This is a genomic window from Pseudomonas sp. GX19020, from assembly GCF_023371075.1.
GTDB lineage: Bacteria > Pseudomonadota > Alphaproteobacteria > Rhodobacterales > Rhodobacteraceae > Pseudogemmobacter.
On the sequence record NZ_JAMCCR010000014.1, the window covers coordinates 18,739 to 41,107 of the forward strand.

General features: G+C 63.6%; 15 protein-coding genes. 5 read left to right on the forward strand and 10 right to left on the reverse strand.

Features of this window, described 5'->3' with window-relative positions; all coding sequences use genetic code 11:
- Nucleotides 1-145 precede the first annotated feature (145 nt).
- Nucleotides 146-1,531 carry an SLC13 family permease gene (locus M3484_RS18135; RefSeq protein ID WP_249498643.1) on the forward strand — a complete coding sequence of 462 codons (1,386 nt, stop codon included), beginning with the start codon at nt 146-148 and terminating at the stop codon, nt 1,529-1,531.
- A gap of 5 nt (nt 1,532-1,536) precedes the next feature.
- Nucleotides 1,537-2,433 (forward strand): LysR family transcriptional regulator, encoded by an 897-nt coding sequence (locus M3484_RS18140; RefSeq protein ID WP_249498644.1) that lies wholly within the window; start codon nt 1,537-1,539, stop codon nt 2,431-2,433.
- 99 nt (nt 2,434-2,532) lie between these two features.
- Here the strand turns inward: M3484_RS18140 and infB are convergent, their stop codons facing one another.
- Genes infB through rimP form a run of 4 tightly spaced genes read right to left on the reverse strand, consistent with a single transcriptional unit; the run spans nt 2,533 to nt 8,103 of the window.
- The gene (gene infB / locus M3484_RS18145) at nt 2,533-5,130 is read right to left on the reverse strand and encodes a translation initiation factor IF-2 (RefSeq protein ID WP_249498645.1); all 2,598 of its coding nucleotides are present in this window, start codon (nt 5,128-5,130) and stop codon (nt 2,533-2,535) included.
- Between the two features lie 5 nt (nt 5,131-5,135).
- On the reverse strand, nt 5,136-5,783 hold the full coding sequence (locus M3484_RS18150; protein WP_249498646.1) for an RNA-binding protein: 648 nt from the start codon (nt 5,781-5,783) through the stop codon (nt 5,136-5,138).
- A gap of 24 nt (nt 5,784-5,807) precedes the next feature.
- On the reverse strand, nt 5,808-7,433 hold the full coding sequence (gene nusA / locus M3484_RS18155) for a transcription termination factor NusA (protein ID WP_092895700.1): 1,626 nt from the start codon (nt 7,431-7,433) through the stop codon (nt 5,808-5,810).
- A gap of 52 nt (nt 7,434-7,485) precedes the next feature.
- Nucleotides 7,486-8,103, reverse strand: coding sequence for a ribosome maturation factor RimP (gene rimP, locus M3484_RS18160; RefSeq protein WP_249498647.1), 618 nt, complete (start codon nt 8,101-8,103; stop codon nt 7,486-7,488).
- 425 nt (nt 8,104-8,528) lie between these two features.
- On the opposite strand from rimP, the gene M3484_RS18165 reads away from it, so the two are divergent.
- Complete coding sequence (locus M3484_RS18165; RefSeq protein WP_249498648.1) at nt 8,529-10,349, forward strand: autotransporter assembly complex protein TamA; 1,821 nt, start codon at nt 8,529-8,531, stop codon at nt 10,347-10,349.
- A complete protein-coding gene (locus M3484_RS18170; protein ID WP_249498649.1) occupies nt 10,349-13,894 on the forward strand; it encodes a translocation/assembly module TamB domain-containing protein in 3,546 nt (1,181 codons plus the stop codon). The genes M3484_RS18165 and M3484_RS18170 overlap by 1 nt, the downstream gene beginning before the upstream one ends.
- Before the next feature lie 194 nt (nt 13,895-14,088).
- Here M3484_RS18170 and M3484_RS18175 read toward each other — a convergent pair whose 3' ends face one another.
- From M3484_RS18175 to M3484_RS18200, 6 genes are all read right to left on the reverse strand, one after another.
- The gene (locus M3484_RS18175; RefSeq protein WP_092901287.1) at nt 14,089-14,286 is read right to left on the reverse strand and encodes a hypothetical protein; all 198 of its coding nucleotides are present in this window, start codon (nt 14,284-14,286) and stop codon (nt 14,089-14,091) included.
- 410 nt (nt 14,287-14,696) lie between these two features.
- On the reverse strand, nt 14,697-15,335 hold the full coding sequence (locus M3484_RS18180; RefSeq protein ID WP_249498650.1) for a YjbF family lipoprotein: 639 nt from the start codon (nt 15,333-15,335) through the stop codon (nt 14,697-14,699).
- Entirely contained in the window at nt 15,326-17,386 is a 2,061-nt protein-coding gene (locus tag M3484_RS18185; protein ID WP_249498651.1) for a YjbH domain-containing protein, read from the reverse strand. Before M3484_RS18185 ends, M3484_RS18180 begins: the two co-directional genes overlap by 10 nt.
- A gap of 180 nt (nt 17,387-17,566) precedes the next feature.
- The gene (locus M3484_RS18190) at nt 17,567-19,519 is read right to left on the reverse strand and encodes a polysaccharide biosynthesis protein (RefSeq protein WP_249498652.1); all 1,953 of its coding nucleotides are present in this window, start codon (nt 19,517-19,519) and stop codon (nt 17,567-17,569) included.
- 69 nt (nt 19,520-19,588) lie between these two features.
- The gene (locus M3484_RS18195; RefSeq protein WP_249498653.1) at nt 19,589-20,200 is read right to left on the reverse strand and encodes a sugar transferase; all 612 of its coding nucleotides are present in this window, start codon (nt 20,198-20,200) and stop codon (nt 19,589-19,591) included.
- A 3-nt stretch (nt 20,201-20,203) separates the two neighbouring features.
- Nucleotides 20,204-21,088: an NAD-dependent epimerase/dehydratase family protein gene (locus M3484_RS18200; RefSeq protein WP_249498654.1), complete on the reverse strand. Its 885-nt coding sequence runs from the start codon at nt 21,086-21,088 to the stop codon at nt 20,204-20,206.
- A 121-nt stretch (nt 21,089-21,209) separates the two neighbouring features.
- On the opposite strand from M3484_RS18200, the gene M3484_RS18205 reads away from it, so the two are divergent.
- The gene (locus M3484_RS18205; RefSeq protein ID WP_249498655.1) at nt 21,210-22,352 is read left to right on the forward strand and encodes a polysaccharide biosynthesis/export family protein; all 1,143 of its coding nucleotides are present in this window, start codon (nt 21,210-21,212) and stop codon (nt 22,350-22,352) included.
- Nucleotides 22,353-22,369 lie beyond the last annotated feature (17 nt).

The following is a 22,369-nucleotide window of genomic DNA, read 5'->3' on the forward strand; positions in this document are numbered from 1 at the left end:
GCAGGCAGGGGCGATGTCGGCGGCGGTCCTCAGCTTTTCCGGGGGGAGGCCCCCGTTCATTCGATTGGTAAGCCGGTCGGCGGATATGCGATAGCGTGAACTGGCCTGACCGGATGGGGCGGCCAGGATGGCAGGAGATGGTCTGATGGGCGCAGTACAAAGACAGGGCATGGCGGCGCTGATCACCCTGATGAGCCTCGCGCTCGCCGCAGGGCTGGCGCTCTGGCTGCCCTGGGGGATCGCCGGGACCGGCGGGTTAGGTGCGTTTTGCATCCTGATGTGGGCAAGCGGCGCGGTGCCGGAACATCTCACCGGGCTGATCTTCTTCGCGGTGGCGATCCTGAGCGGACTGGCAGTGCCCGATGTGGTGCTGGGGGGCTTTTCCTCCTCGACCTTCTGGCTGTTGTTCGGAGGGATGGTGATGGCGGCCTCGATCCGCTTTACCGGGCTGGGGCGGCGGCTGGCGCCGCTTCTGGGGCGGCTGACGGGGCAGAGCCTTGGCGGCATCGTGGCGACGATCGTTGTGGTGGGGGTGGTGCTGTCTTTCGTGCTGCCCTCATCGATGGGGCGGATTGCGTTGTTGCTGCCTGTGGTGGCGGCGCTGGCGGATCACCTCGGATATGCGCAGGGGCGACCGGGACGGATGGCCATGCTGATGGCGGCCACGTTCGGGGCCTGCCTGCCGGCCTATGCGATCCTGCCCGCCAATCTGCCGAACATGATCCTTGCGGGCAGTGCCGAAAGCCTCTGGCAATATCACATCGGCTATTTCGACTATCTCTGGCTGCATTTTCCGGTGCTGGGCGCGCTGAAGGCAGCGTTGCTGGTGGTGGTGATCCTGCGCCTTTATCCCGATCTGCCGCCCGGGCGCCCGGAGCAGCATGAGGCGCCATCGGCTATGAGCCGGGCCGAGATCGCGCTTCTGGTGATCATCCTTGCGATGCTGGGCCTGTGGCTGACCGATGCGCTGCATCACATCTCGCCGGGCTGGATCGCGCTGGCGGGGGCGGTGATCTGTCTCTGGCCGGGCGCCGGGCTGACCGGGCCGAAATGCCTGAATGAAGAAATCGGCTACGGGACGTTGTTCTTCGTGGCGGCGATCATGGGGCTCGGGGCGGTGATTGCGACCAGCGGGCTGGGCGAATGGATCGTCGGTCAGGCATCCCGGCTGATCGGGCTCGCGCCGGGGCAGCCGCTGCGCAGCACCCTGGCGCTTGGCGCGATCGCGACGCTGGTGGCGCTGGTGACCAATCAGCCCGGCGTGCCGCTGGTGATGACCCCCGGCGCCGGCCATCTGGCAGAAGTGACCGGCCTGCCGCTGGCCACGGTGCTGATGACCCAGGCACTTGCGTTTTCCAATGTGATGCTGCCGTTTCAGGCGCCGCCTTTGATCATGGCGGCGCAGACCGGCAATCTGCCGATGCGCGAGATGACCCGGATCTGCCTCATTCTTTTCGGGCTGACGCTTCTGGTGCTGACGCCGCTTGATCTGGTCTGGTGGTGGTGTCTCGGCATGTTTCCGCTATCGTAACCAGGATGGATATCCATGAGCTGCGCAGTTTTATTGCCGTGGCGGCGGCGGGCAGTATCACCCGCGCCTCTGAACAGCTTTGTCTGAGCCAGCCGGCGGTCAGCGCCCATATCAAAGCGCTGGAGGAGGAGCTGGGCCTCGTGCTCTTCCGGCGCAATCCGCGGGGGATGGGGCTGACCGATGACGGCGCCCGGCTGCTGGCCCAGGCTGAAGCGATCCTGGCGGCGCATCGCGATTTCCTCGCCGGGGCACAGCGGTTGCGCGGAAGGCTGTCAGGCCCGCTGCGGATCGCGGGCGGCGGCAATTCTGATCCGGAGCCGCCCGGCCGGCTGGTCAGCACGCTTTCCTCCCGGCATCCGGAGATCGCGGTGACCCTGGTGCAGGCGAGCAGCGGCGAGGTGATTCGCGGGCTGCGGGACGGTAGTTTTGACGGCGGGTTTTTCAACGCGCCCGCTCCGGACCGTGCCGGGGAGGATCTGAGCGATCTGACGCAGCGGTTATTGGGACGGTTCAGCATCTGGCTTGCGGCGCCGAAAGGCATGGTGGCGGATCCGTCCGATCCCGACTGGCAGGCGCTGGCACAAAAGACCTGGATCCTGCCCGAAGAGAGCCCGAGCTGTTGCGGCCAGGCCGCCAGGGCGCTGTTCCTGCGCCACCAGTTCCGTCCGCGCCAGGTGATCGGGATCGACCGCGAGGCCGCCACCCGCAGCCTGATCGCAAGCGGGGCCGGTCCGGGCTTTCTTCACGACAGGGCGGCGTTTGCCGCGCGTGACAAGGGCGAGCTGGAGCTGATCTGCCAGGCCGGGCAGGGGGGTGATGTGGTTTTCGCAACCCTCGCCAGCCGGGCGGAAGAGCCGCTGATTGCCGCCACAGATGCAGTAGCGGCTGATCTCTGGCCGTGATCGCGCGCTGCGGTCAGGGCGCGAAACAGATCAGCAATGAAAAAGGCCGGGACATGATCCCGGCCTTTTCCATAGTCCCGACGCTTTGAGGCCCGGCGCTCAGAGGCTGCGCTGGATCTCTTCGCGTTCGAAGATCTCGATCACGTCGCCCTGACGGATATCCTCGTAGCGCTCAAACGCCATACCGCATTCGGTGCCGGACTGGACTTCTTTGACCTCGTCCTTATGGCGCTTCAGCGTTTTCAGCGTGCCTTCATGGATCACTACATTGTCACGCAGCAGACGCACGCCAGCCGAACGGCGGGCAATGCCTTCGGTGACCAGACAGCCTGCGACATTGCCGGTGCCGGTGATGCGGAAGACCTCGAGGATCTTCGCATAGCCGATGAAATGCTCGCGGATCTCGGCCTTGAGCATCCCCGATGCCGCCTGCTTCATCTCATCCAGCAGATCGTAGATGATCGAATAATAGCGGATCTCGACGCCCTTTTGCTGTGCCGAAGCACGGGCGGTCGCGTTGGGACGCACGTTGAACGCAAGGATCGGCGCGCCCGAGGCATCAGCCAGGCCCACATCCGAATCGGTGATCGCACCGACGCCGTAATGCAGGATCCGGATCCGGACCTCGTCATTGCCAACCTTTTCCAGCGCCTGGACGATGGCTTCCGCCGAGCCCTGCACGTCGGCCTTCACGATCACCGGCAGCACGGCCACATCCTTGTCAGCCTTGGCTTTCGCCATCAGCTGTTCCAGCGTGGTCGCGGCACCAGCAGCCGCACGTTTGTCCTTGGTCGCTTTCTCGCGGTAATCGGCGATCTCGCGGGCCTGAGCCTCGGAGGCCACAACGTCAAGCGTATCGCCAGCCGAAGGCGTGCCATCAAGGCCAAGCACTTCGACAGGAACCGACGGGCCGGCCTCGAGCACGGTCTCGCCCTTGTCATTCACAAGCGCGCGGACCTTACCCCATTTCTCGCCGACGACGAAGATATCGCCCTTCTTCAGCGTGCCGTTCTGCACGAGAACCGTCGCCACCGGGCCACGGCCGACATCCAGCTTGGCCTCGACCACGGCCGCACGGGCGGCCCGGTTCGGGTTGGCTTTCAGGTCAAGCACTTCGGCCTGGATCGCGATGGCTTCCAGCAGGTCGTCAATGCCCTGGCCGGTATGGGCCGAAACCTCGACATCCTGCACATCGCCCGACATCGCCTCGACGACGATTTCGTGCTGCAGAAGATCGGTACGCACCTTGGTCGGATTGGCCGAAGGTTTGTCGATCTTGTTGATCGCCACGATGATCGGAACGCCCGCCGCTTTCGCGTGGGAAATCGCCTCGATCGTCTGCGGCATGACCGCATCATCCGCCGCGACCACCAGCACCACGATATCCGTCACCTGGGCGCCACGGGCGCGCATCGAGGTGAAGGCCGCGTGGCCGGGCGTGTCGAGGAAGGTGATCAGCTGGCCGTTCGGGGCTTTCACCTGATAGGCACCGATATGCTGCGTGATGCCGCCGGCTTCCCCGCTTGCCACGGTGGCCTTGCGGATCTTGTCCAGAAGCGAGGTCTTGCCGTGGTCGACATGACCCATGATCGTCACAACCGGCGAGCGGGTGATCAGGTCATCGGCTTTGTCGACAACAGTGTCGATCGACTGTTCAACGTCAGCATCCGAGACCCGGACCGCACGGTGGCCGAATTCCTCGATCACCAGTTCAGCCGTATCGGCATCAATGGACTGGTTCATCGTGACCATCATGCCCATCTTCATCAGCGATTTGACGACATCGGCGGCACGTTCGGCCATCCGGTTCGCCAGTTCGCTGATCACAATGGTCTCAGGCAGCTGCACATCGCGGGCCAGCTTCTCGGGCTTCGAGAAGCCCATAGCCTTCTGGCGTGCCTTTTCCTGCTTGCGCTTCATCGCAGCAAGGCTGCGCTGACGTCCGCCTTCTTCATTGGTCGCAGCCGAGAGTGTCAGCTTGCCGGCACGGCGGTCGCCTTCGCCGCGACGTGCGGCGCCGCGATCGGTGTCGCGATTCTCACGCTCACGCTCGGTCTTGCGCGGCGTGGTGGCCGGGCGCGGGCCGGTGGCGTCGGTTGCACCGGGGCGCGGACGGCTCTGGCCCGCGCCGCGATCTGCGGGCACGCCCGGATCGGCTTCGGCTGCGGTCTTTGCAGGTGCTTCGGGGGCTGCGGGCTGACGGCGCTGCGTGCCAAGCACATCAGCCTTGCGGGCTGCGGCCCTGGCCTTCGCCTCTTCCTCGGCCTCGCGCTTGGCGCGCTCTTCCTCTTCGGCTTTCGCCCGGAGGGCAGCCTCGCGCTGGCGATCCTCGCGCTCTTTCGCCTCGATTTCCTCGCGGCGGCGCTGGCGTTCCTCTTCGCGTTCTTTTTCCTCGGCAGCCCGTCTGGCTGCATCTTCCTGCTCGCGTGCTTTGGCACTGCGCAGAGCGTCGAGGCGGCGCTGCATTTCGGCATCAGAGATGCCTGCGGGCCGTTTCGACGGGTCGCCCAGATGCGACGCGCCGGCCCCGCCGGCAGCCGTACCGGGCTTTGCCTGGGCAGGCACCACAACGCGCTTGCGTTTGGTCTCTACGACCACCGCATGGGTGCGTCCGTGCGAGAAGCTTTGCTTCACCGAACCGGAACGTGGGCCACCACCGCCAAGCCCGAGGGGTTTTTTGCCGTCAGTATCGCTCATACGTCTTACATATCCTTCCCGGCGGATATCCCGCCGACATGCTCTGCGTCCGGTTCGCCCGATGGCGCCCTGAAGCCGGAGAGCCTTGCCGCTTCCTCTACTATGCGTGGACTGAGTCCACCAGCGGCAAGCGCCGCGTGTATTGCACGTTCACGACCGAATGCCAAACCCAATTCCCCTGCCGAAAGCCAGGAAATCAGGGTGTTTTTGCCTTCCGGGGGCCGCAATTTGCTTTTGCCGCGCTCCGAGCCGTCTTCTGCCTGGATCAGAACGCGTGCGGTTCCCTTCACCAGCCATTCTTTCACCTTCTCATATCCGGTGATCGCATCGCCGGATTTGCGGGCCAGCGAGATCAGTTCGATCACCCGTCTCGTCAGCAGATCATGGACCGTATCTGCCAGGTCTTCCGGTGCCTTCACAGGGGCGCGCGCCGCCCGGGCGAAGAGCCCCTTCTTCGCGGCTTTCGTCACCAGATCCCGGTCGGCCGAGACCCAGATCCCCCGACCGGGCAGGCGTTCCAGAATATCCGGAACGATTTGCCCGTCAGGTCCGATGACGAAACGGACGAGGCCGGTTTTCGACCCCGTCTCGCCGGAAGCGATACATTTGCGCTCCGGCTCGTCCCTTGATTTATCCCGGCCACCGCGCGTCATCGCGGAAACTCCCGAGGCCTGAGATCAGGCCCCGGTCTCCTCTTCGCCGGTTTCATCTTCTTCGGTCTCTTCTGCCTCTGCCGGCATCATTTCGGTCGGGTCAACCCAGCCCAGCATAACGCGCGCGGTCATGACCAGGTTCTGTGCATCATCAAGCGACACGCCGAATTTCTCGAGCAGGCCATCGTCTTTTTTGCGCTGGCCGTTTTCCGTGGTCCAGCCGCCGGCCAGTTCCCAGTCGGCGCAGGTTGCGAAATCTTCCAGCGTCTTCACGCCGTCTTTACCCAGCACTTCCAGCATCTGGGGAGTGAGGCCCTCGAATTCAATGAGGCTTTCCTCGACACCCATCGCGCGGGCAGCTTCCAGAGCCTTTTTCGCCTGCTCTTCCAGGTAGTCACGGGCGCGGGCCTGCAATTCGTCTGCGGTGCCTTCGTCAAAGCCGTCGATGGACAGAAGCTCGTCCTGGTCGACATAGGCGACTTCTTCGAGATTGGTGAAGCCTTCGGCAACCAGCAGCTGCGCCATCATCTCGTCCACATCCAGCGTCTCCATGAAGAGCGCGGTGCGGGCGGCGAATTCGGCCTGGCGGCGGGTCGATTCTTCGGCTTCGGTCAGGATGTCGATATCGAGCGCCGTCAGCTGGCTTGCCAGACGCACGTTCTGACCACGACGGCCGATGGCAAGCGAGAGCTGCTCATCAGGCACCACGACCTCGATCTTGCCGCCTTCATCATCGAAGACAACCTTGGAGACCTGGGCCGGTTGCAACGCGTTCACGAGGAAGGTCGCCTGGTCCTGGTTCCACGGAATGATGTCGATTTTCTCGCCCTGCAGCTCGTTCACGACGGCCTGGACGCGGCTGCCGCGCATACCGACGCAGGCGCCGACCGGATCGATCGAGTTGTCGTAAGAGATTACAGCGATCTTGGCGCGCGAGCCGGGGTCACGGGCCACGGCCTTGATCTCGATGATGCCGTCATAGATTTCCGGCACTTCCATCTTGAACAGTTCCGCCATGAATTGCGGATCGGTCCTGGACAGGAAGACCTGCGGGCCACGGACTTCGCGGCGCACGTCTTTGATATAGCAGCGGATGCGGTCGCCGATGCGATACGCTTCGCGGCCGATTTTCTCGTTGCGGCGCAGGATGCCTTCGCCACGGCCGATATCGACGATGACATTGCCATATTCTTCGCGTTTGACGGCGCCGTTGATGATGGTGCCCTTGCGATCCTTGAATTCGTCGAACTGACGATCACGCTCGGCCTCGCGGACGCGCTGCAGGATCACCTGTTTCGCCGATTGCGCCGCGATGCGACCCAGATCGACCGGGGGCACTTCGTCAACGATCTCGTCGCCGATGGCAGGGTCTTTCAGGTAGTCTTTCGCCTGTTTGACAGTCAGCTGGGCGTGGTAATTTTCAACCGCATCATCCTCGACCACGGTGCGCACGCGGGTAAAGCTGGCGCGGCCCGTCTTGCGGTCGATGGCGACACGGATGTCCATATCGGCGCCGTAACGCGATTTCGCCGCACGGGCGAGGCTGTCTTCCATCGCCTGGATCACCAGATCCGGGTCAATCATCTTCTCGCGCGCAACGGCCTCTGCAGTCTGCAAAAGCTCAAGCTGGTTGGCCGAGGTAATCGCCATTTGGGTCTCTCCCGCTCTCGTGTCAGGTTCTGGAAGTCAGAATTCGGTCGCGTCAGTGTTTCGTTTCGGGCGTGTCGGAAATCTCTTCCTCTTCGCCTTCGATTTCTTCGATCTCGTCAAAGCCGCCCTCTTCGGGCAGCGCGACTTTGCGCTGGCGCAGCATCTCTGCGATCAGCTCATCCGTCAGGATCAGTTTCGCGTCCGAAAGCCAGTCGAATTGCAGCCCGATGATCACAAGCTGCCCGTGCTGTTCGATCTCGATCAGGATCTCGCCATCCTCGACGCCTTTCAGCTCGCCCTTAAAGCGGCGCTGGCCCTCGATCAGCTCGGTCGTCTCGATCCGTGCTTCCCAGCCGGCCCAGGCTTCGAAATCCTTTTCCCGCGTCAGCGGGCGGTCGATGCCGGGCGAGGAGACCTCAAGCACGTAATTCTCTTCGATCGGGTCTTCGACGTCGAAAACCGCCGATACCGCAGTCGAGATCTTCGAGCAGTCTTCGACGCCGATGCCGCCCTCGGGCCTGTCGGCCATGATCTGGAGGGTGCGCTGGATCTTGCCCTGGCCGCCCATCAGACGGATGCGCACCAGTTCATAGCCGAGCCCCTCGATCACCGGAGTGGCGATTTCGGCGAGGCGGCGGTCAATGGCGGTTTTTGCGATCAGGTCGGACATGGCGGGCTCGGATATGCCTTTCGGGCTAAGGGTCAGGTGCTGAAACGACAGGGCGGGGCGTGAAACAAAAAAGCGGGCTCAGCGGCCCGCTCATCTTTTCGGTAGCCCCGGGTTTGGACCCCGGCGCAGCTGTTGGAGCCTTATATAGGGCCAGAGGCGGTTTCATGCAAGCGCTCTGTGGTCCTGCCGCGGGTGGCGGGGGTGTCCGGGCGGCTCTGCTCAGCAAAACCAGGGCCTTAGCTGCCAGGATCGCGATGCAGCACCGGTGCGGTGGTCGCGAATCGGTGTGACGGTCGGGCAATCGCGCCGGGCAGGGCAGGGGAACAGTTTGGGACAAGCCTGCCACAACACGCTAAATCTGTGGTTCTCCGGTTGCTCTTGGCCAGGAATTGACGATACTTGCCCCGTTGGCGGAGGGTGATGTTTTGCGTAGCTTTTTTCCAGGACTCCCAGGGCGCCGGCTGGCGCGCGTCACGCTGATTGCGGGGGGCATTTCCTGCGTCGCGCTTGAGCCCGGCCAGGCGCTGGACGGGGTCGCGTTTGACGTGGTGGGCGAGAACAAGGATCTCACCAGAACCCTGCGGCAGTCGTCGCTTCTGGTGGCGCAGGTGTCTGAAAAACAGACCGAGGCCGAAGACCTGTTTACCGCCGCGCGGGCCGATTACGGCCGCATCCTTGCCGCGCTTTATGCCGAGGGTTATTATTCGGCGGTGATCCGCATCACTATCGACGGACGCGAGGCCGCGAATATCCCGCCGCTTGATGCGCCATCCTCGGTCGGCGCGGTCAGCGTCTGGATCGATCCCGGCCCGCGTTTCGAGTTTTCCGATACAGTGATCGCCCCGCTGGCCAGTGACACGGTCCTGCCCGAGGAATTCGCTCGCGGCGAGGTTGCCCGCGCCGGGGTGGTTGAGCAGGCGGTCTCGGCCTCGATCCTGCAATGGCGCGAGCGCAGCCATGCGAAAGCCAGGGTCGAGCGCGAGGATATCACCGCCGATCACCGCAACAATACGCTCTCGGCGCGGATCGGGATCCAGCCCGGCCCGTCGCTGCGGTTTGGCACGGTGACCGTCAAAGGCGCCGAACGGATGCGGGTGCAGCGCATCCTCAAAATCGCGGGTCTGCGCGAGGGCGAGAAATTCAGCCAGACCGAGCTGGACCGCGCCGCCAACCGGTTGCGGCGGTCGGGCGTTTTCTCGGCAGTGACGCTGACCGAGGGGGAGACGCTGCAAAATGGCGGTCTCCTGCCCATCGAGATCTCGGTCACGGAACAGAAGACGCGGCGCTATTCCATCGGGGCCGAGCTGTCTTCGGTCGACGGGGTCTCGCTGACCGGCAACTGGATGCACCGCAACCTGCTGGGCGGCGGTGAGCGGCTCAAGGTCGAGGGCGCGATCAGCAATATCGGCTCGGGCGACAGCGGGGTGGATTACGAACTGGGCGTCACCATCGACCGCCCCGCCACGCTGACCCCGGACACCACGGCCGGGCTTCTGGCAAGGGTCGGCCATCTTGATGAGGTGGATTATTACGCCGATTACGCCGAATTCGGCCTGACCTTCACACAGTATTTCTCGGAACAGGTGACATTCCGGGGCGGGCTTTCCTTTGAATATGTGCAGGGTGCGGATCCGACCGGCGATTTCCGCTACCGCAATCTCTCGCTGCCGCTGGGCGTGACGTGGGACCGCCGCGACAGCAGCACGGATGCGCGGAAGGGCTTTTATATCGATGCGACCGCCAAGCCGTTTTACGGGCTCGGCACCACCGGCTCGGGCGCGCGCCTGACCGCCGATATGCGCGGCTATCGCAGCTTTGCTGATAAGAAATACACCATCGCGGCACGGATCCAGGGGGGCGCGATTGTCGGCAGCGAGCTCTTGGAAACGCCGCGCGATGATCTGTTCTTCTCGGGCGGCGGCGGTACAGTACGCGGCCAGCCCTATCGCTCGCTCGGGATCAACACGCCGGACGGATCCGGCGGCACCTATCTGATCGGCGGCACCGAATTCGCCGCCGCCTCGATAGAGCTGCGCGCGCGGTTCGGCGAAAGCTGGGGCGGCGTGGCTTTCGTGGATGCCGGCTATGTCGGCGCCGATGGCGACAGCGAATCCCATGCCGGCGCCGGTTTTGGCGTGCGCTACGAGACGGGCTTTGGCCCGATCCGCTTTGACGTGGCGGCTCCGGTCAGCGGCAAGACCGGCGACGGCGTGCAGATTTACATCGGTCTGGGGCAGGCATTCTGATGCGCTATATTCCTCTTATTCTCCCGGTTGTTGCGCTTACGGTGCTGCCGGGCGCCCCGATCCATGCGCAGGACAGCGCTGCTGATGATCGCGGCTGGCTGACCGCCATGCTGGAAGACAGCCTTTCGGGGGCCGGGCGCAAGGTGACGATCACCGGGTTCGCCGGGGCTTTATCCTCGCGCGCGACGATCCAGAGGCTGACCATCGCAGACGATGACGGCATCTGGCTGACCATCGACAATGCCGCACTTGACTGGAGCCGTACCGCGCTTTTGTCGGGCGAGGTGATCGTCAACGAGCTTTCCGCCACCTCGATCGTGCTGGACCGTATTCCGGCGGGCGACCCGGATGCGGTGTCGCCCGAGGCGGGGACCTTTGATTTCGCGCTGCCGGATCTGCCGGTCTCGATTGATATCGGCAAGGTCCAGGCCAACAGTATCGTGCTTGGGGAAAGCGTGCTCGGCCAGCAGCTTACCGGTACGCTGGCGGCGGAGCTGCACCTTGCGGGCGGCGCCGGTACCGCCGATGTGCTGATCGAACGCACCGATGACGGGCCCGAGGCGAAGATCGCGCTGAAAGGCAGCTATTCGAACCAGACGAAACAGCTGGCGCTCGATCTGGATGCGCGCGAAGGCGCGGGCGGGCTGGTCGCCACCGCGCTTGATCTTCCGGGCAAACCCGCCGCCGGGCTGAGCGTCAAAGGTCAGGGCACATTCGACGATTTCGCCGCCGATTTCCGGCTGGAAAGCGATGGCGAGGAACGTCTGGCCGGGCCGGTTACGGTGAAAACCATCGAGACGGGCACCGGATTCGAGGCACGTCTGACCGGCAATCCGGCGCCACTGTTCCTGCCGGAATATGCCGAATTCCTTGGCAGCAGCCTGTCGCTTGACGTTGCAGGCACCAGCCTTAGCAGCGGCGAGCTGGATCTGGGCGAGGTCTCGCTGAAAGCGCGTTCGCTGAACCTTGACGGCAAGCTGAAGCTTGATGCCGGGGGCATGCCGTCTCTGATCAATCTGACCGGCACTCTGGCCAGCCCTGATGGCAGTTCGGTTCTTCTGCCGATCTCGGGGCCGGTGCCGACACGGGTGCAGGATGCGGCGCTCGGGCTGCAATTTGACGCGGCGCAGGGCTCCGGCTGGACCATGCAGCTGAGCATGACCGGGCTCGACCGCGATGACCTTTCGCTGGCCCGGGCCGGGCTGATCGGTGGCGGCACGCTGGACCGGCAGAACGGCAAGCCCGGGATCGAAGGCACGCTGATGTTCGACGCCGAAGGCATCGGGCGTCTTGACCCCGCGCTGATCACGGCGATCGGCCCGAAAGTCACCGGTCGCACCAGCTTCAAATGGCGCGAGGGCGACCAGTCGTTCAGCCTGCCGGAAATCTCCCTCAACGGCAGTGATTACGGGCTGACCGGCACGGTCGACATCGCGGGGATCGGCGACGCGCTTTTGACCAGGCTTGATATGGTGGTGAAAGCCGGGGATCTGGGGCGTTTTTCGGGGCTCGCGGGACGCCCGCTTGCCGGTGTGGCCGAGGTCGGGCTGAAAGGCACGGTGACGCCGCTGACCGGGGCGTTTGATCTTGATCTGAACGTGCTGGGCCAGGGGTTGAAATCCGGCATTGCTGAGGCCGACCGGCTGCTCGCGGGGCGTTCGGTCATCACAGCCTCGGCCCTGCGCGATACCACGGGCACCACGCTGCGCAGCTTCTCGGCCCAGGCGGCATCACTGAATGTCAGCGGCTCTGGCAAGCTGACCAGCCAGGGTGCTGATATCAAAGCCGATATCGACTGGAGCAACCTTGCCGATATCGGGGCGAATTATGGCGGCGGGCTGAAGGTCAGCGGCACGTTCACCGGTGATGCGGCCAATGGAACCGCAAGTTTCAGCGGCGAAAGCCAGGGGCTGCGCATCGGCCAGGCCGAGGTCGACCGGCTGATCTCGGGGCGCTCGGATATCAGGGCGACGGTGGCTCTGGTCGGCGGCGCGCCGATCCTGCGAGCGCTGAACCTCACCTCTCCCCATGTCACCGCCGAGGTGACGGGCGAGGGCGATGCCGGAGCGATGCGGGTCTCGGGGCGGCTGAGCGATCTTGGCCTGCTGGTCGCGGAATTCCCCGGACCGGTGACGCTTTCGGGGCGGCTGACGCCGGCGGGAGGCGCGGATTTCGACAGTGATCTGCGGGTCCAGGGCCCGGCCGGGATCGATGCGCGGCTGACGGGGCGTATCGGCCCGGTGCCGGATCTGACGGTCACCGGCAGTGGTGAGGCAGGGGTGGCCAACCCCTTCACCGACCCGATCACTGTGGCGGGGCGGCTGGGCTATGATATCCGCCTTCAGGGTGGCTGGGGGGTGACGAATGCCGCCGGTCGGGTGACGTTGTCAAATGGCCAGCTGGCCGTGCCGGCGCGGGGGATCTCTTTCGAGCGGATGGCGGCGACGGCGGATCTCTCGGGCGGGACCGTGCGGCTTTCGCTGACGACAGATGTGACGCGGGGCGGGCGGATACGGGTCGACGGACCGCTGGCGCTGGCCGCGCCATTCAACACCGATCTGACCATCCAGGCGGACCGCGTCCATCTGCGCGATGCCGAGCTTTACGACACAACGCTTGATGCGGCGCTGGCGCTGAGCGGCCCGCTGATGGGTGCGGCGCGGCTTTCGGGCACGGTGCAGATCGGTGAGACCGAGTTGCGCGTGCCTTCGACCGGCTTTGCTTCGGCAGCCGATATGGAAAAGATCCACCATGTCGGCGATACCAGCGCGGTGCGGGCCACCCGCGACCGGGCAGGGCTGGGGGCAGTGCCGCCGGGCGGTGCTGCAGAGGCCGGCTCTGGCATGCCACCCTGGGCGCTGGACCTGTTGATCCAGGCGCCGAACCGGATTTTCGTGCGCGGTCGCGGGCTTGATGCCGAACTGGGCGGGCAGCTGCGCGTTGGCGGCACGCTGAACAATATCGTCCCCGCCGGCAGTTTCGACCTGATCCGGGGGCGTCTCGACATCCTCGGCAAGCGGCTTGTGCTGGATGTCGCGTCGCTGACGATGGAAGGCAGCCTTGTGCCCTATATCAATTTCCAGGCGAGCAACGTTTCGGATGAGGTGACCAGCACCGTGACTGTCTCGGGTCCGGCCAATGACCCGGAAGTGACCTTCTCCTCTGACCCGGAGAAGCCACAGGAGGAGGTTCTGGCCTGGCTTTTGTTCGGGCGTGGGCTGGATACGATCTCGGCTTTCCAGGCGGCGCAGCTGGCCAATGCGGTGGCGACGCTGGCGGGGCGCGGTGGCGAGGGGATCGTCAATAAATTGCGGCGCGGCTTTGGCTTTGACGATCTGGATGTCTCGACCTCGGCGGATGGGAATACATCGGTCAGCGCCGGGAAATATATCTCTGAGAAGGTCTATACGGAGGTCGGCGTTGACCAGTCCGGCAATACGCGGGTCAATCTTAACCTGAGCCTGCGGCCTGGCGTTACGGTCAAGGGCAGGGTCGACAGCGATGGCAGCAGCGGCATCGGTATCTTCATGGAGCGCGATTACTGAGGCCGGTCAGGCCAGCACTGGCGGGCCGGAAAGGTCGGGCCGGTGAAAACGGAAAAGGGCCACCCTGCGGGGTGGCCCTTTTTCTGTCCGGCCTCGCTGCGCTACAGGGCAAAGCTGAAGGAGAGGCGGCAAAAAAAAGAGCCAGCTCGAAGGCTGACCCTTTTAAATTCCTGCGCGAGTTATGCGCAGTTGGCTCAGCTGTCGCTGCCGCAAGCAACGGCGCAAAGAACCGCAGCACCGATCAGCAGCGGGACGAGAACGCCACCGGTGCTCGAGGTGCGCTCGGTAACAACTACCGGTTCAACGTCGTCAATGACGACAACCGGGCCACCAGCGAAAGCAGCCGAGCCCACGAGGGACAGTGCGACTGCAGCAGTCATGACTTTCTTCATCGGAAACCTCCAGAACGACTCCATCTTCGGGATAGCATTTTTCTGCTCAGGACAAAAGCTAATCTCACGCGGTGAGCGGAAACTGTGGCAGCGGTGCAATGAATTCGCCCTGCGGATGCAGAGATCCGCCAATCCTGTCGGGTATTACCCTGAAAATGATGCTGTTTGCGGCTGAAAACGTGGAATTTGCGGGGGCGCTGGTAATCATTGCAAGACGAAGCCGGGGGGCAGCGGCGTCCGGTCACCAAAACCGGCAGAATCAGGCCTGTGATTGCGGGTATTCCGGGGGCCGGAGGTCAGAATATATGCCGCAATCACCGAAAGCCTGTGATGTGTCGGTTAAAAGAAAGGTATTGTGGGCGAGGCAGGGGCAATTCCCCGTCCCCCTTCGCGCTTTTGCCCGCGAGCGATCAGTCGACCACGCGTTCGAATTCGATCTGGCCGATGCCCGGGCTGACCCATTCGCGTGATTTGCGGACCTTGCCGCCTTCCAGCCAGTAGTGATTGGTAAGGCGCCCGCCCTCGCGTTCACAGGTCTCGCTGATCTTGCGGGTGCTGTGGCCGCGCCCGTAGATCGTCACTGTCTCGGACCCGTCGGTGGTGACGACGCAATTGTAATCGCGCCGTCCGGTCTGGTCATCGGCATCCATGTAGAAATACGACCGCCGATAAGCGCCGCCCGAAGCGATCTGGCCGGCCTGGGGCGCAGCAGAGGACATCAGATCAGCGCCAAGCCCCCGGGTCTCGATCAGGACATCGCCACGGAACGAGAACAGCATCCCATCCGCCGAGAACCACTGTGTCACATCACCACGACGGTCGCGGATGGTGAGGAAGGTCTCGATCCCGCGCGAGGGGACGCGCAGTTTCATCACCGGCTCGCGCGATTTCTCGATCGCGGCACGGCTGACATTGCCGATCGGAGCCAGCTGGCCACCGGCTTCGCCGCCTGTCAGGTCCTTGACCCCGGGGATGAGCTTTTCCAGCTTGCCGCAGCCCGCGAGCGTGGCGAGCAGCACCAGCGCGCCGGTGGTGGTTTTCAGCGCCATACGCGGCTCCATTGGTCATCGACCCGGTCAGAGTGATAATCGCGGATCGTGTCATAGAGCCTGCCCTCGACATCGACACGCGCGCCGCCGTCGCGTTGCAGCGGGCGGATGGTCTGGCTGATTTCCTGGCGGGACGGGTTGCTGAGCATCCAGTTCATCGGGATGGTGATGCGGATCCCCTTGTCGAACCGCCCTTCGCCGACCGCTGCCGCGCTGGCATCGGTCAGGGTTGCAAAAGCGCCCACTTTCCAGCCATTGGCGAATTCGCGGTCCAGCGTCAGCGTCGCGCCGACATCGCCCGCAAGATAGCGCCCGACATCAAGCTGGCCGAGATAGCCATTGCCGAAATCGTAATAGGCCGAGAGATAGCCGGTCGTGATGGCATAGTCATAATCGCCAAAGCCCAGCATACCATCGGTGTCGCGCTGTTTGGTGTAATTTACCTCGACCCCAAGGGCGAGCGGGCTGTCGGCTGGTTTCCAGAGCACCTCACCCGAGACGCCGCCATGCATCCGTTCCAGATAACCGACGGTGACACGGCTGTAGAAATTCGGGGCGGGGTGGGCATACCAGGCCAGCGTCGCGCGTTCGAACGCGAAATCGGAATCCTCGTTATATTTGCGCGTGTCCGACCGGACATGGGGCAGGGTGCCACCTTTGGGGACCAGATGCGCTTTCTCGGAATTGCCGGCGATCTTCTGATAGATGGTGCCCGAGGCAACCCAGCCGGGGGCCAAATCATAGCTGGCCGATGCGCGGATACCGATATCGCCATGCGCCGGCGACGTTACGCGGAAGCCCGGCAGGATACGCCAGCGGAGCTTCTGATACATATCCTCTTCGGCGCCTGCGCCACCGGGGATCATCTCGCCTGCATCGGCCCAGGTGACACGCTCCCGCAGGGTCGCGGCATTGTTGGGCGTATGTTCCAGCCGTTCCAGATCCGAACGGCGGATGGTGACTTTCGACACGCCCATGCCTTTGACGACCGGCACGATCTCAAACGTCTCGACCGAGGCCGGCATCACGGCGGCAAGTGCGCGGGCGGTGCGGCCGATGGCCTGGGCCGGCGCGTCAAGCTTGTCATTGCGGATGCGGATCTGCACGCGGTCGGCTGTATAGGCGAAATCCTCGATGCGGATTCCGTCTTTTTCCAGATAGCGGTTCAGGTTCTTGCGCAGGAGACCATTGGCATTGGCCTGAGTAACCCAGCCGCCGTCATATGCATCCGGGTTCGAGGCACGCGACGGGCGGGTGATCACCGGGATCGGCCCGGAACCCAGAACGCCGATGGTGCCGGGGCGGTTTTTCGGATCCATCACCAGATGGAAGGAAAACCCGAATTCCGACCCGTAAAGCGAATAGGCGCCGATGCGGACATTATCGCCCCAGGCATATTCGACGCCGATATTATAGGGGTTCTTGCGCTCGAACACTTTCCGGTCGCCGGATTCCAGATTGTAATTGTCGCTGGAATACTCGGCCTTCACCGTCCATTTGTCGTTGATCTTATATTCAAGGCCGCCAAAGAGTGCGGCCGGGCCGCGAAACCAGTTATCGGCGTTCAGTTCGGAGCCGAGGCCGGTGGTGGAATCCCAGCTGTCGCGCACGCCGCCGAACGGGTTGCCAAAGGACTGGTAGCTGCCATAACGCCCCCAGCCGATGCCGGCAGTGACTTTCAGCCTGTCGTTGAAGGTCTTGGTCGCGACCAGATATTCGGCAGAATTAAAGCCTGTCCCGAGAAAATCCTGCAGCCCGAGGGTGACGGCGGGCATCCATGCGCCCTCTTCCGCGAGGCGGAAGCGCAGATCGAAGCTGCGGTCATTATAGGTCGAATAATCATTCGGGTCAGGCAGAACATCGTTCCATTTGCCGGTCGCCTGCAACCGGAAACTTGCGGCCATCCAGGGGGTGATCTGGAAGCTGAGTGTCGCGCGAGACACCGCGCCAAATTTGGAAACCGAGAGGTTGAAGGTGCCGTCCGGCATCGTATCGCCCGAGGGCATATCAATAAGGCCGGGCACGCCGCTGAAGCTCAGCGTCGGTTTCATCTCTGCCTTCGACTCTCGCACAAAGGGGAACGTCATCACCGATGCACAAACCGTCGCAAGCAGCAGGCTACGTGTCTTGCTTGCCAAAACTGACCCTCCGTTCGCCCCATCTATGCGAAAGCCAGCACCGAACGGCAAGCCCTGCTGTGCGAAGGTGCCCACAGATTGGCAGGAACCGCGTCACTGCGACATCATTGCTGCATTGGGATCCGGCCTCGCCTCGCCAGTGCTGCAGGCGACGCTGATCGCGAGTTCACGGGCTTCCTCGGCATCGCCTGTGGCGGCAATCCGGCCAAGCCTTTGCAGCAGAACCGGAATTTCCAGCCGGGTTTCGTCTTCTTCACTCGCGCGCAGGATCTTGGGATGCGGCGTGCGCAACAGGCCGTCGCCGATCAGCAATTCCTCATGCAATTTTTCGCCGGGCCGCAGCCCGATGACTTTGATTTCAATATCGCCGGTCGGGTTGTTCTCATCGCGTAAGGTATAGCCCGCCGCTTCGATCAGCTGGGCCGCAAGATCGCGGATCCGGACCGGCTTGCCCATATCAAGCACGAAGACATTGGCGCGGCCGCGTGTCGAGGCATCCTCGAACGAGCCCGCCAGCAGCACGAGGCGCGTCGCCTCGGCAATCGTCATGAAATAGCGGGTGACGTCTTCATGGGTCAGCGTGACCGGTCCGCCATGGGCGATCTGATCCTTGAAGAGCGGAATGACCGAGCCCGAAGATCCCAGCACATTTCCGAACCGCACGATTGAGAAATGTGTGCCCTGGTGGCGATGCGCCATGTCCTGGATCACCAGTTCGGCCAGCCGTTTAGAGGCGCCCATCACATTCGTCGGCCTGACCGCCTTATCGGTCGAAACCAGCAGGAAGCGCTTCACCCCCGCTTCGACGCAGGCATCGGCAAGCGCTCTGGTGCCCAGCACATTGTTCACCAGACCCGAGATCGGATTGGCCTCGACCAGCGGGACATGTTTATAGGCGGCGGCATGCAGCACCACCTCGACGCCGTTTTCATGTATGGTGCGGCGCAGGGTGCGGGCATCGGTTACCGATCCCAGCACCGGTTCGATATGGATGCCCTGCGCGCCGGGCATCGCGGCGAGTTCGCGCTCGATGTTGTAAAGCGCCAGTTCGGACATCTCGAACAGAACCAGCCGCACCGGTCCGCAGGACAGCAGCTGGCGGCAGAGCTCGGACCCGACAGACCCCCCGGCGCCCGAGACCATGACCGAGCGGCCGTAATAGGCGTCTGTCCCGTCCGGCAGGCCGACATCAAGCCGGTCGCGGTTCAGGAAACGCCCCGGCGAAACCGATTTCAGCGTATCGACGCGCATCTCGGCCCCGGCGAGCTGCTCGAACGAGGGCAGCACCTGCACCTCCAGCCCAAGCGCCTGCATCTGCCGCACGATCCGCATCTGTTTCGGTGCCGACAGCGACGGGATCGCCAGGATCACCCGGTTGATCTCATGATTGCGGGCAATATCGGAAATCCACTCGGGCGAGAGGATGCGCAGCCCGGCAATGCGCTGGCTGGACAGGTTCGGGTCATCATCCAGGAAGGCGACAACGCGGATCGTCTCATGCGCTTTAAGGGCCGAGGCGAGGCGCAGCCCGGTGGTGCCGGCGCCATAGATCAGCACCCGTACCGGCACTTTGTTATAGCGCAGCGCCGAGAGGTAAAGCTGCAGCAAGATCACCCGCGACCCGATGGCGGACAGAAACAGGATAAGCGCGAAGGCAAGCGTGCCGACCACCGGGAAATAGAGCCCCGGCAGGCTGGTGACGAAAAAGGCGCCGGTCGTAACCATTGCCGCATAGGGGAAGATCCCGATGGTGCCGAAGGTCTCATAGCTTTTCAGCTTGACCCGCAGCAGCCCGAGGGCGATCGAGGCAAAGCCGCCAAACACCGCCAGCAGCGGAAAGACCAGTGCCAGCCGCGCAAGCTGCTCGGAGGGCCAGATTGTATTATACGTGAAAATGCAGGCCAGCAAAAAGCTGAATGGTGCGAGGGAGACATCGAGCAGCCAGATGGCCAGTTGCTTGTGCTGCCTGGTCAGAGATTGGGAGATCCAGAACAGCGTCTTGCGAAAAGATGTCATTGTCAGAAAGATCACCAGGTAATTGAACACAGAATGATCATATGCCACCAACCCGGCAAGCATAACATACAAGGCAGAGTATCAGTGGCGCTTACCTGCCTATTTCCGCCGTAAGACCTGCCCGAATGTGCGGCCAAGTATGACAATATCGTAACAAAGACTGCGCTTCGCGCGGTAGATCAGGTCGAGATGCGCCTTTCTGGGTACGCAGCGCCGACGGTAAACCTCGTCGGTCTCAGATGCGTCACGGCATTGCGCAAGCAGCCATGCCTCGTGACGGTGGAAGTGCAGCGTAGCGAGGCCGGTGAGACCAGGACGGCATTGCAGCACCTCGCGGTAAAGATCGGGGAAGGCCTCAGTATATTGCGGCAAGGGCGGGCGCGGGCCGACAATGCTCATATCACCTTTGAGGATGTTCCAGATCTGCGGGATCTCATCAAGCCGGTAGCGCCGCAGGATACGGCCTTCGCGGGTGATGCGCGCGCTTTTGTCGCCGCCCGAAACGCCGGTATCGGCGCGGTCCACCGTCATGGTGCGAAATTTCCACAGCCGGAATGGCTGGTCAGGGGTCTTCATCCGCTCGGCAAGGTAGAAGACCGGCCGGCCGGAACGGATCAGGATCCAGATCGCGATGATCAGCGCCGGCAAAGCCAGCAGACAGGCTGCCACCAGTGCGAGCACAAGGTCAAAGAGGCGTTTGCCGGGGGTCATGGTTTATGGCTCCGGCAGGGCGCGCAGCGCCTGGATTTCCGCGATGATCTGTGCGGGTGAGGCAGAAGGCAGCGGCAGCAGCGCGGCAAGCGCTGCATTATCCTGGCTCGCGACAGGCACCACCTTTGGATTGGGCGCGGCCCAGCCCCAGGCGAGGTCCGAGGCGCGCAGGAGATCGGCCATGCCCAAAGGCGGTGCCTGCACGATGTTCAGGACTGGCGGCAGGGTTTCGCCCGCCGCAATCCGCCCCAGCAGCGCGGCCAGCGCTTGCGCGAAGGTGATGGGGCCGATCCAGGACCGTAATGGCCCGCCCGGCATATCTGCAACCGGGTCCAGTAGGATGTCCTGACCGGGCGCGCGCGGGGTCAGCAGGGCATCGGCCCCGGCCAGATTGCCAAGCCGCAGGATGGTCAGCGGCAGGCCCGATGCCACAAGCAGACGCTCGGCCTCCAGCTTGGCCGCACCATAGGGGCCCGGCGGCGCGGGCGGGTCGCTTTCGCGGGCCGGCACCGGCCCCGGCGCATAGACGGCCGCAGTCGAGAGACAGACCAGATGGCGGACATGATTTTGGCGACAGGCTTTCAGCACCGGCGGGATCAGGCCCGGATTGGCACCCGGATCCCTCGCGCCGGTCGTGCCGGCCAGATGCAACAGGATCGCATCCCGCGGCCAGGCCGGGGCAGGGCCCGCGCCGATCTCCCAGCGGATCCCGGGTGCCGCCTGCCGCGAAGACCACAGAAACTGCAGCGCCGGCGGTGGCGCTGCCGTCCAGACCCGCTTCAGGATCGAGCCAACCCGGCCTGCCGCGCCGGTTACAATAACAGTGGTATCTGACAGAGTTTCCCCCAGGGTTTTTGCGCCGCATTCCCGCCAAATCGTCCGGGCCAATGTCACAGGCAATTGACCGTAGCCGACCAGAGCTTATGGTCCCTGGGGTCGGACTGTCCATATATGGGGATATGCGGACAGGCACGATGCCGGAATTCCAGGGCTGCCGCCGGAGATTTGTATGCGTTCCTCGTCTGTCGTCAGGCTGCTTGTTGCAGCCACTGTCTCTGTGTCACTAGCCGGCTGTACCGCGCCGAGAGGGGCGGGGAAGGCGAGCGAGATCCTGCGCGGCGCGGATGCCGAAGACGCAGATTTCCAGGTGGTGAATGTGTCGCGCGATACGGTGGGGCGGGTTTCGGGCTGGCCCGGCATGGGCGGGGGCGCCGCCACCTCGGGCTGGCTGACCAAAAAGCGCGGGCCTTCGGGCAATACGATCCAGGCCGGCGATAAGATCGATCTGACGATCTGGGAGACCGGGGATGTCACGCTCCTGTCGCAGCCTGGACAGAAACTCGTGGCACTGCCGGGGCTTACCGTCTCGCCCGATGGGTCGATCTACCTGCCCTTCGCCGACAAGGTCTATATCGGCAATATGACCCCCGACCAGGCGCGCGAGGCGGTACAGAAGAAAATCGAAACGATCATGCCCTCGTCTCAGGTGCTGGTCGCACATCAGCCGGGACATAAATCGACCGTCGATCTGGTCTCAGGCGTCAATGCGCCTGGCAGTTACCCGATGCCCTCGCGGGACTTTACCGTCCTGGGTCTGCTTGCCATGGGCGGTGGTATCCCGGCCGCGACGAAGAACCCCTATGTGCGGCTGATGCGCGATGGCAAGCTCTACGGCATCTCTGCCGACCGGCTGCTGAAAGACCCGGCGCAGGACACCACGCTGCGTGGCGGCGACAAGGTCTATGTCGAATCGGATGAGCGCTATTTCATCGCGCTGGGCGCCTCGGGTGCCGAATCACAGGTGCCCTTCCCGCAAGAGCGGGTGACTGCGCTGGAGGCTTTGTCGCTGACCGGCGGACTGAACGATACGCGCGCCGATGCCAAATCGGTGCTGGTTCTGCGCAATTATCCGGCGACTGCGCTGCGCGCGGCGAACAGTGCGGCTGGCGTGGGCCCGGACAAACAACGCGTGATCTTTGCCATCGATCTGACCTCGGCAGATGGGCTGTTCTCGGCCGGACAGTTCTACATCCAGAACAAGGATGTGGTTGTGGTGGCGGAAAGCCCGATCGGCTCGGCGGCCTCCATCATCGGCCTCGCGGCGGGTGTGATGGGGATCGGGCGCGCGGCCCAGGCGATATCAAACAACTGATTGCGGGACCGAGGCGG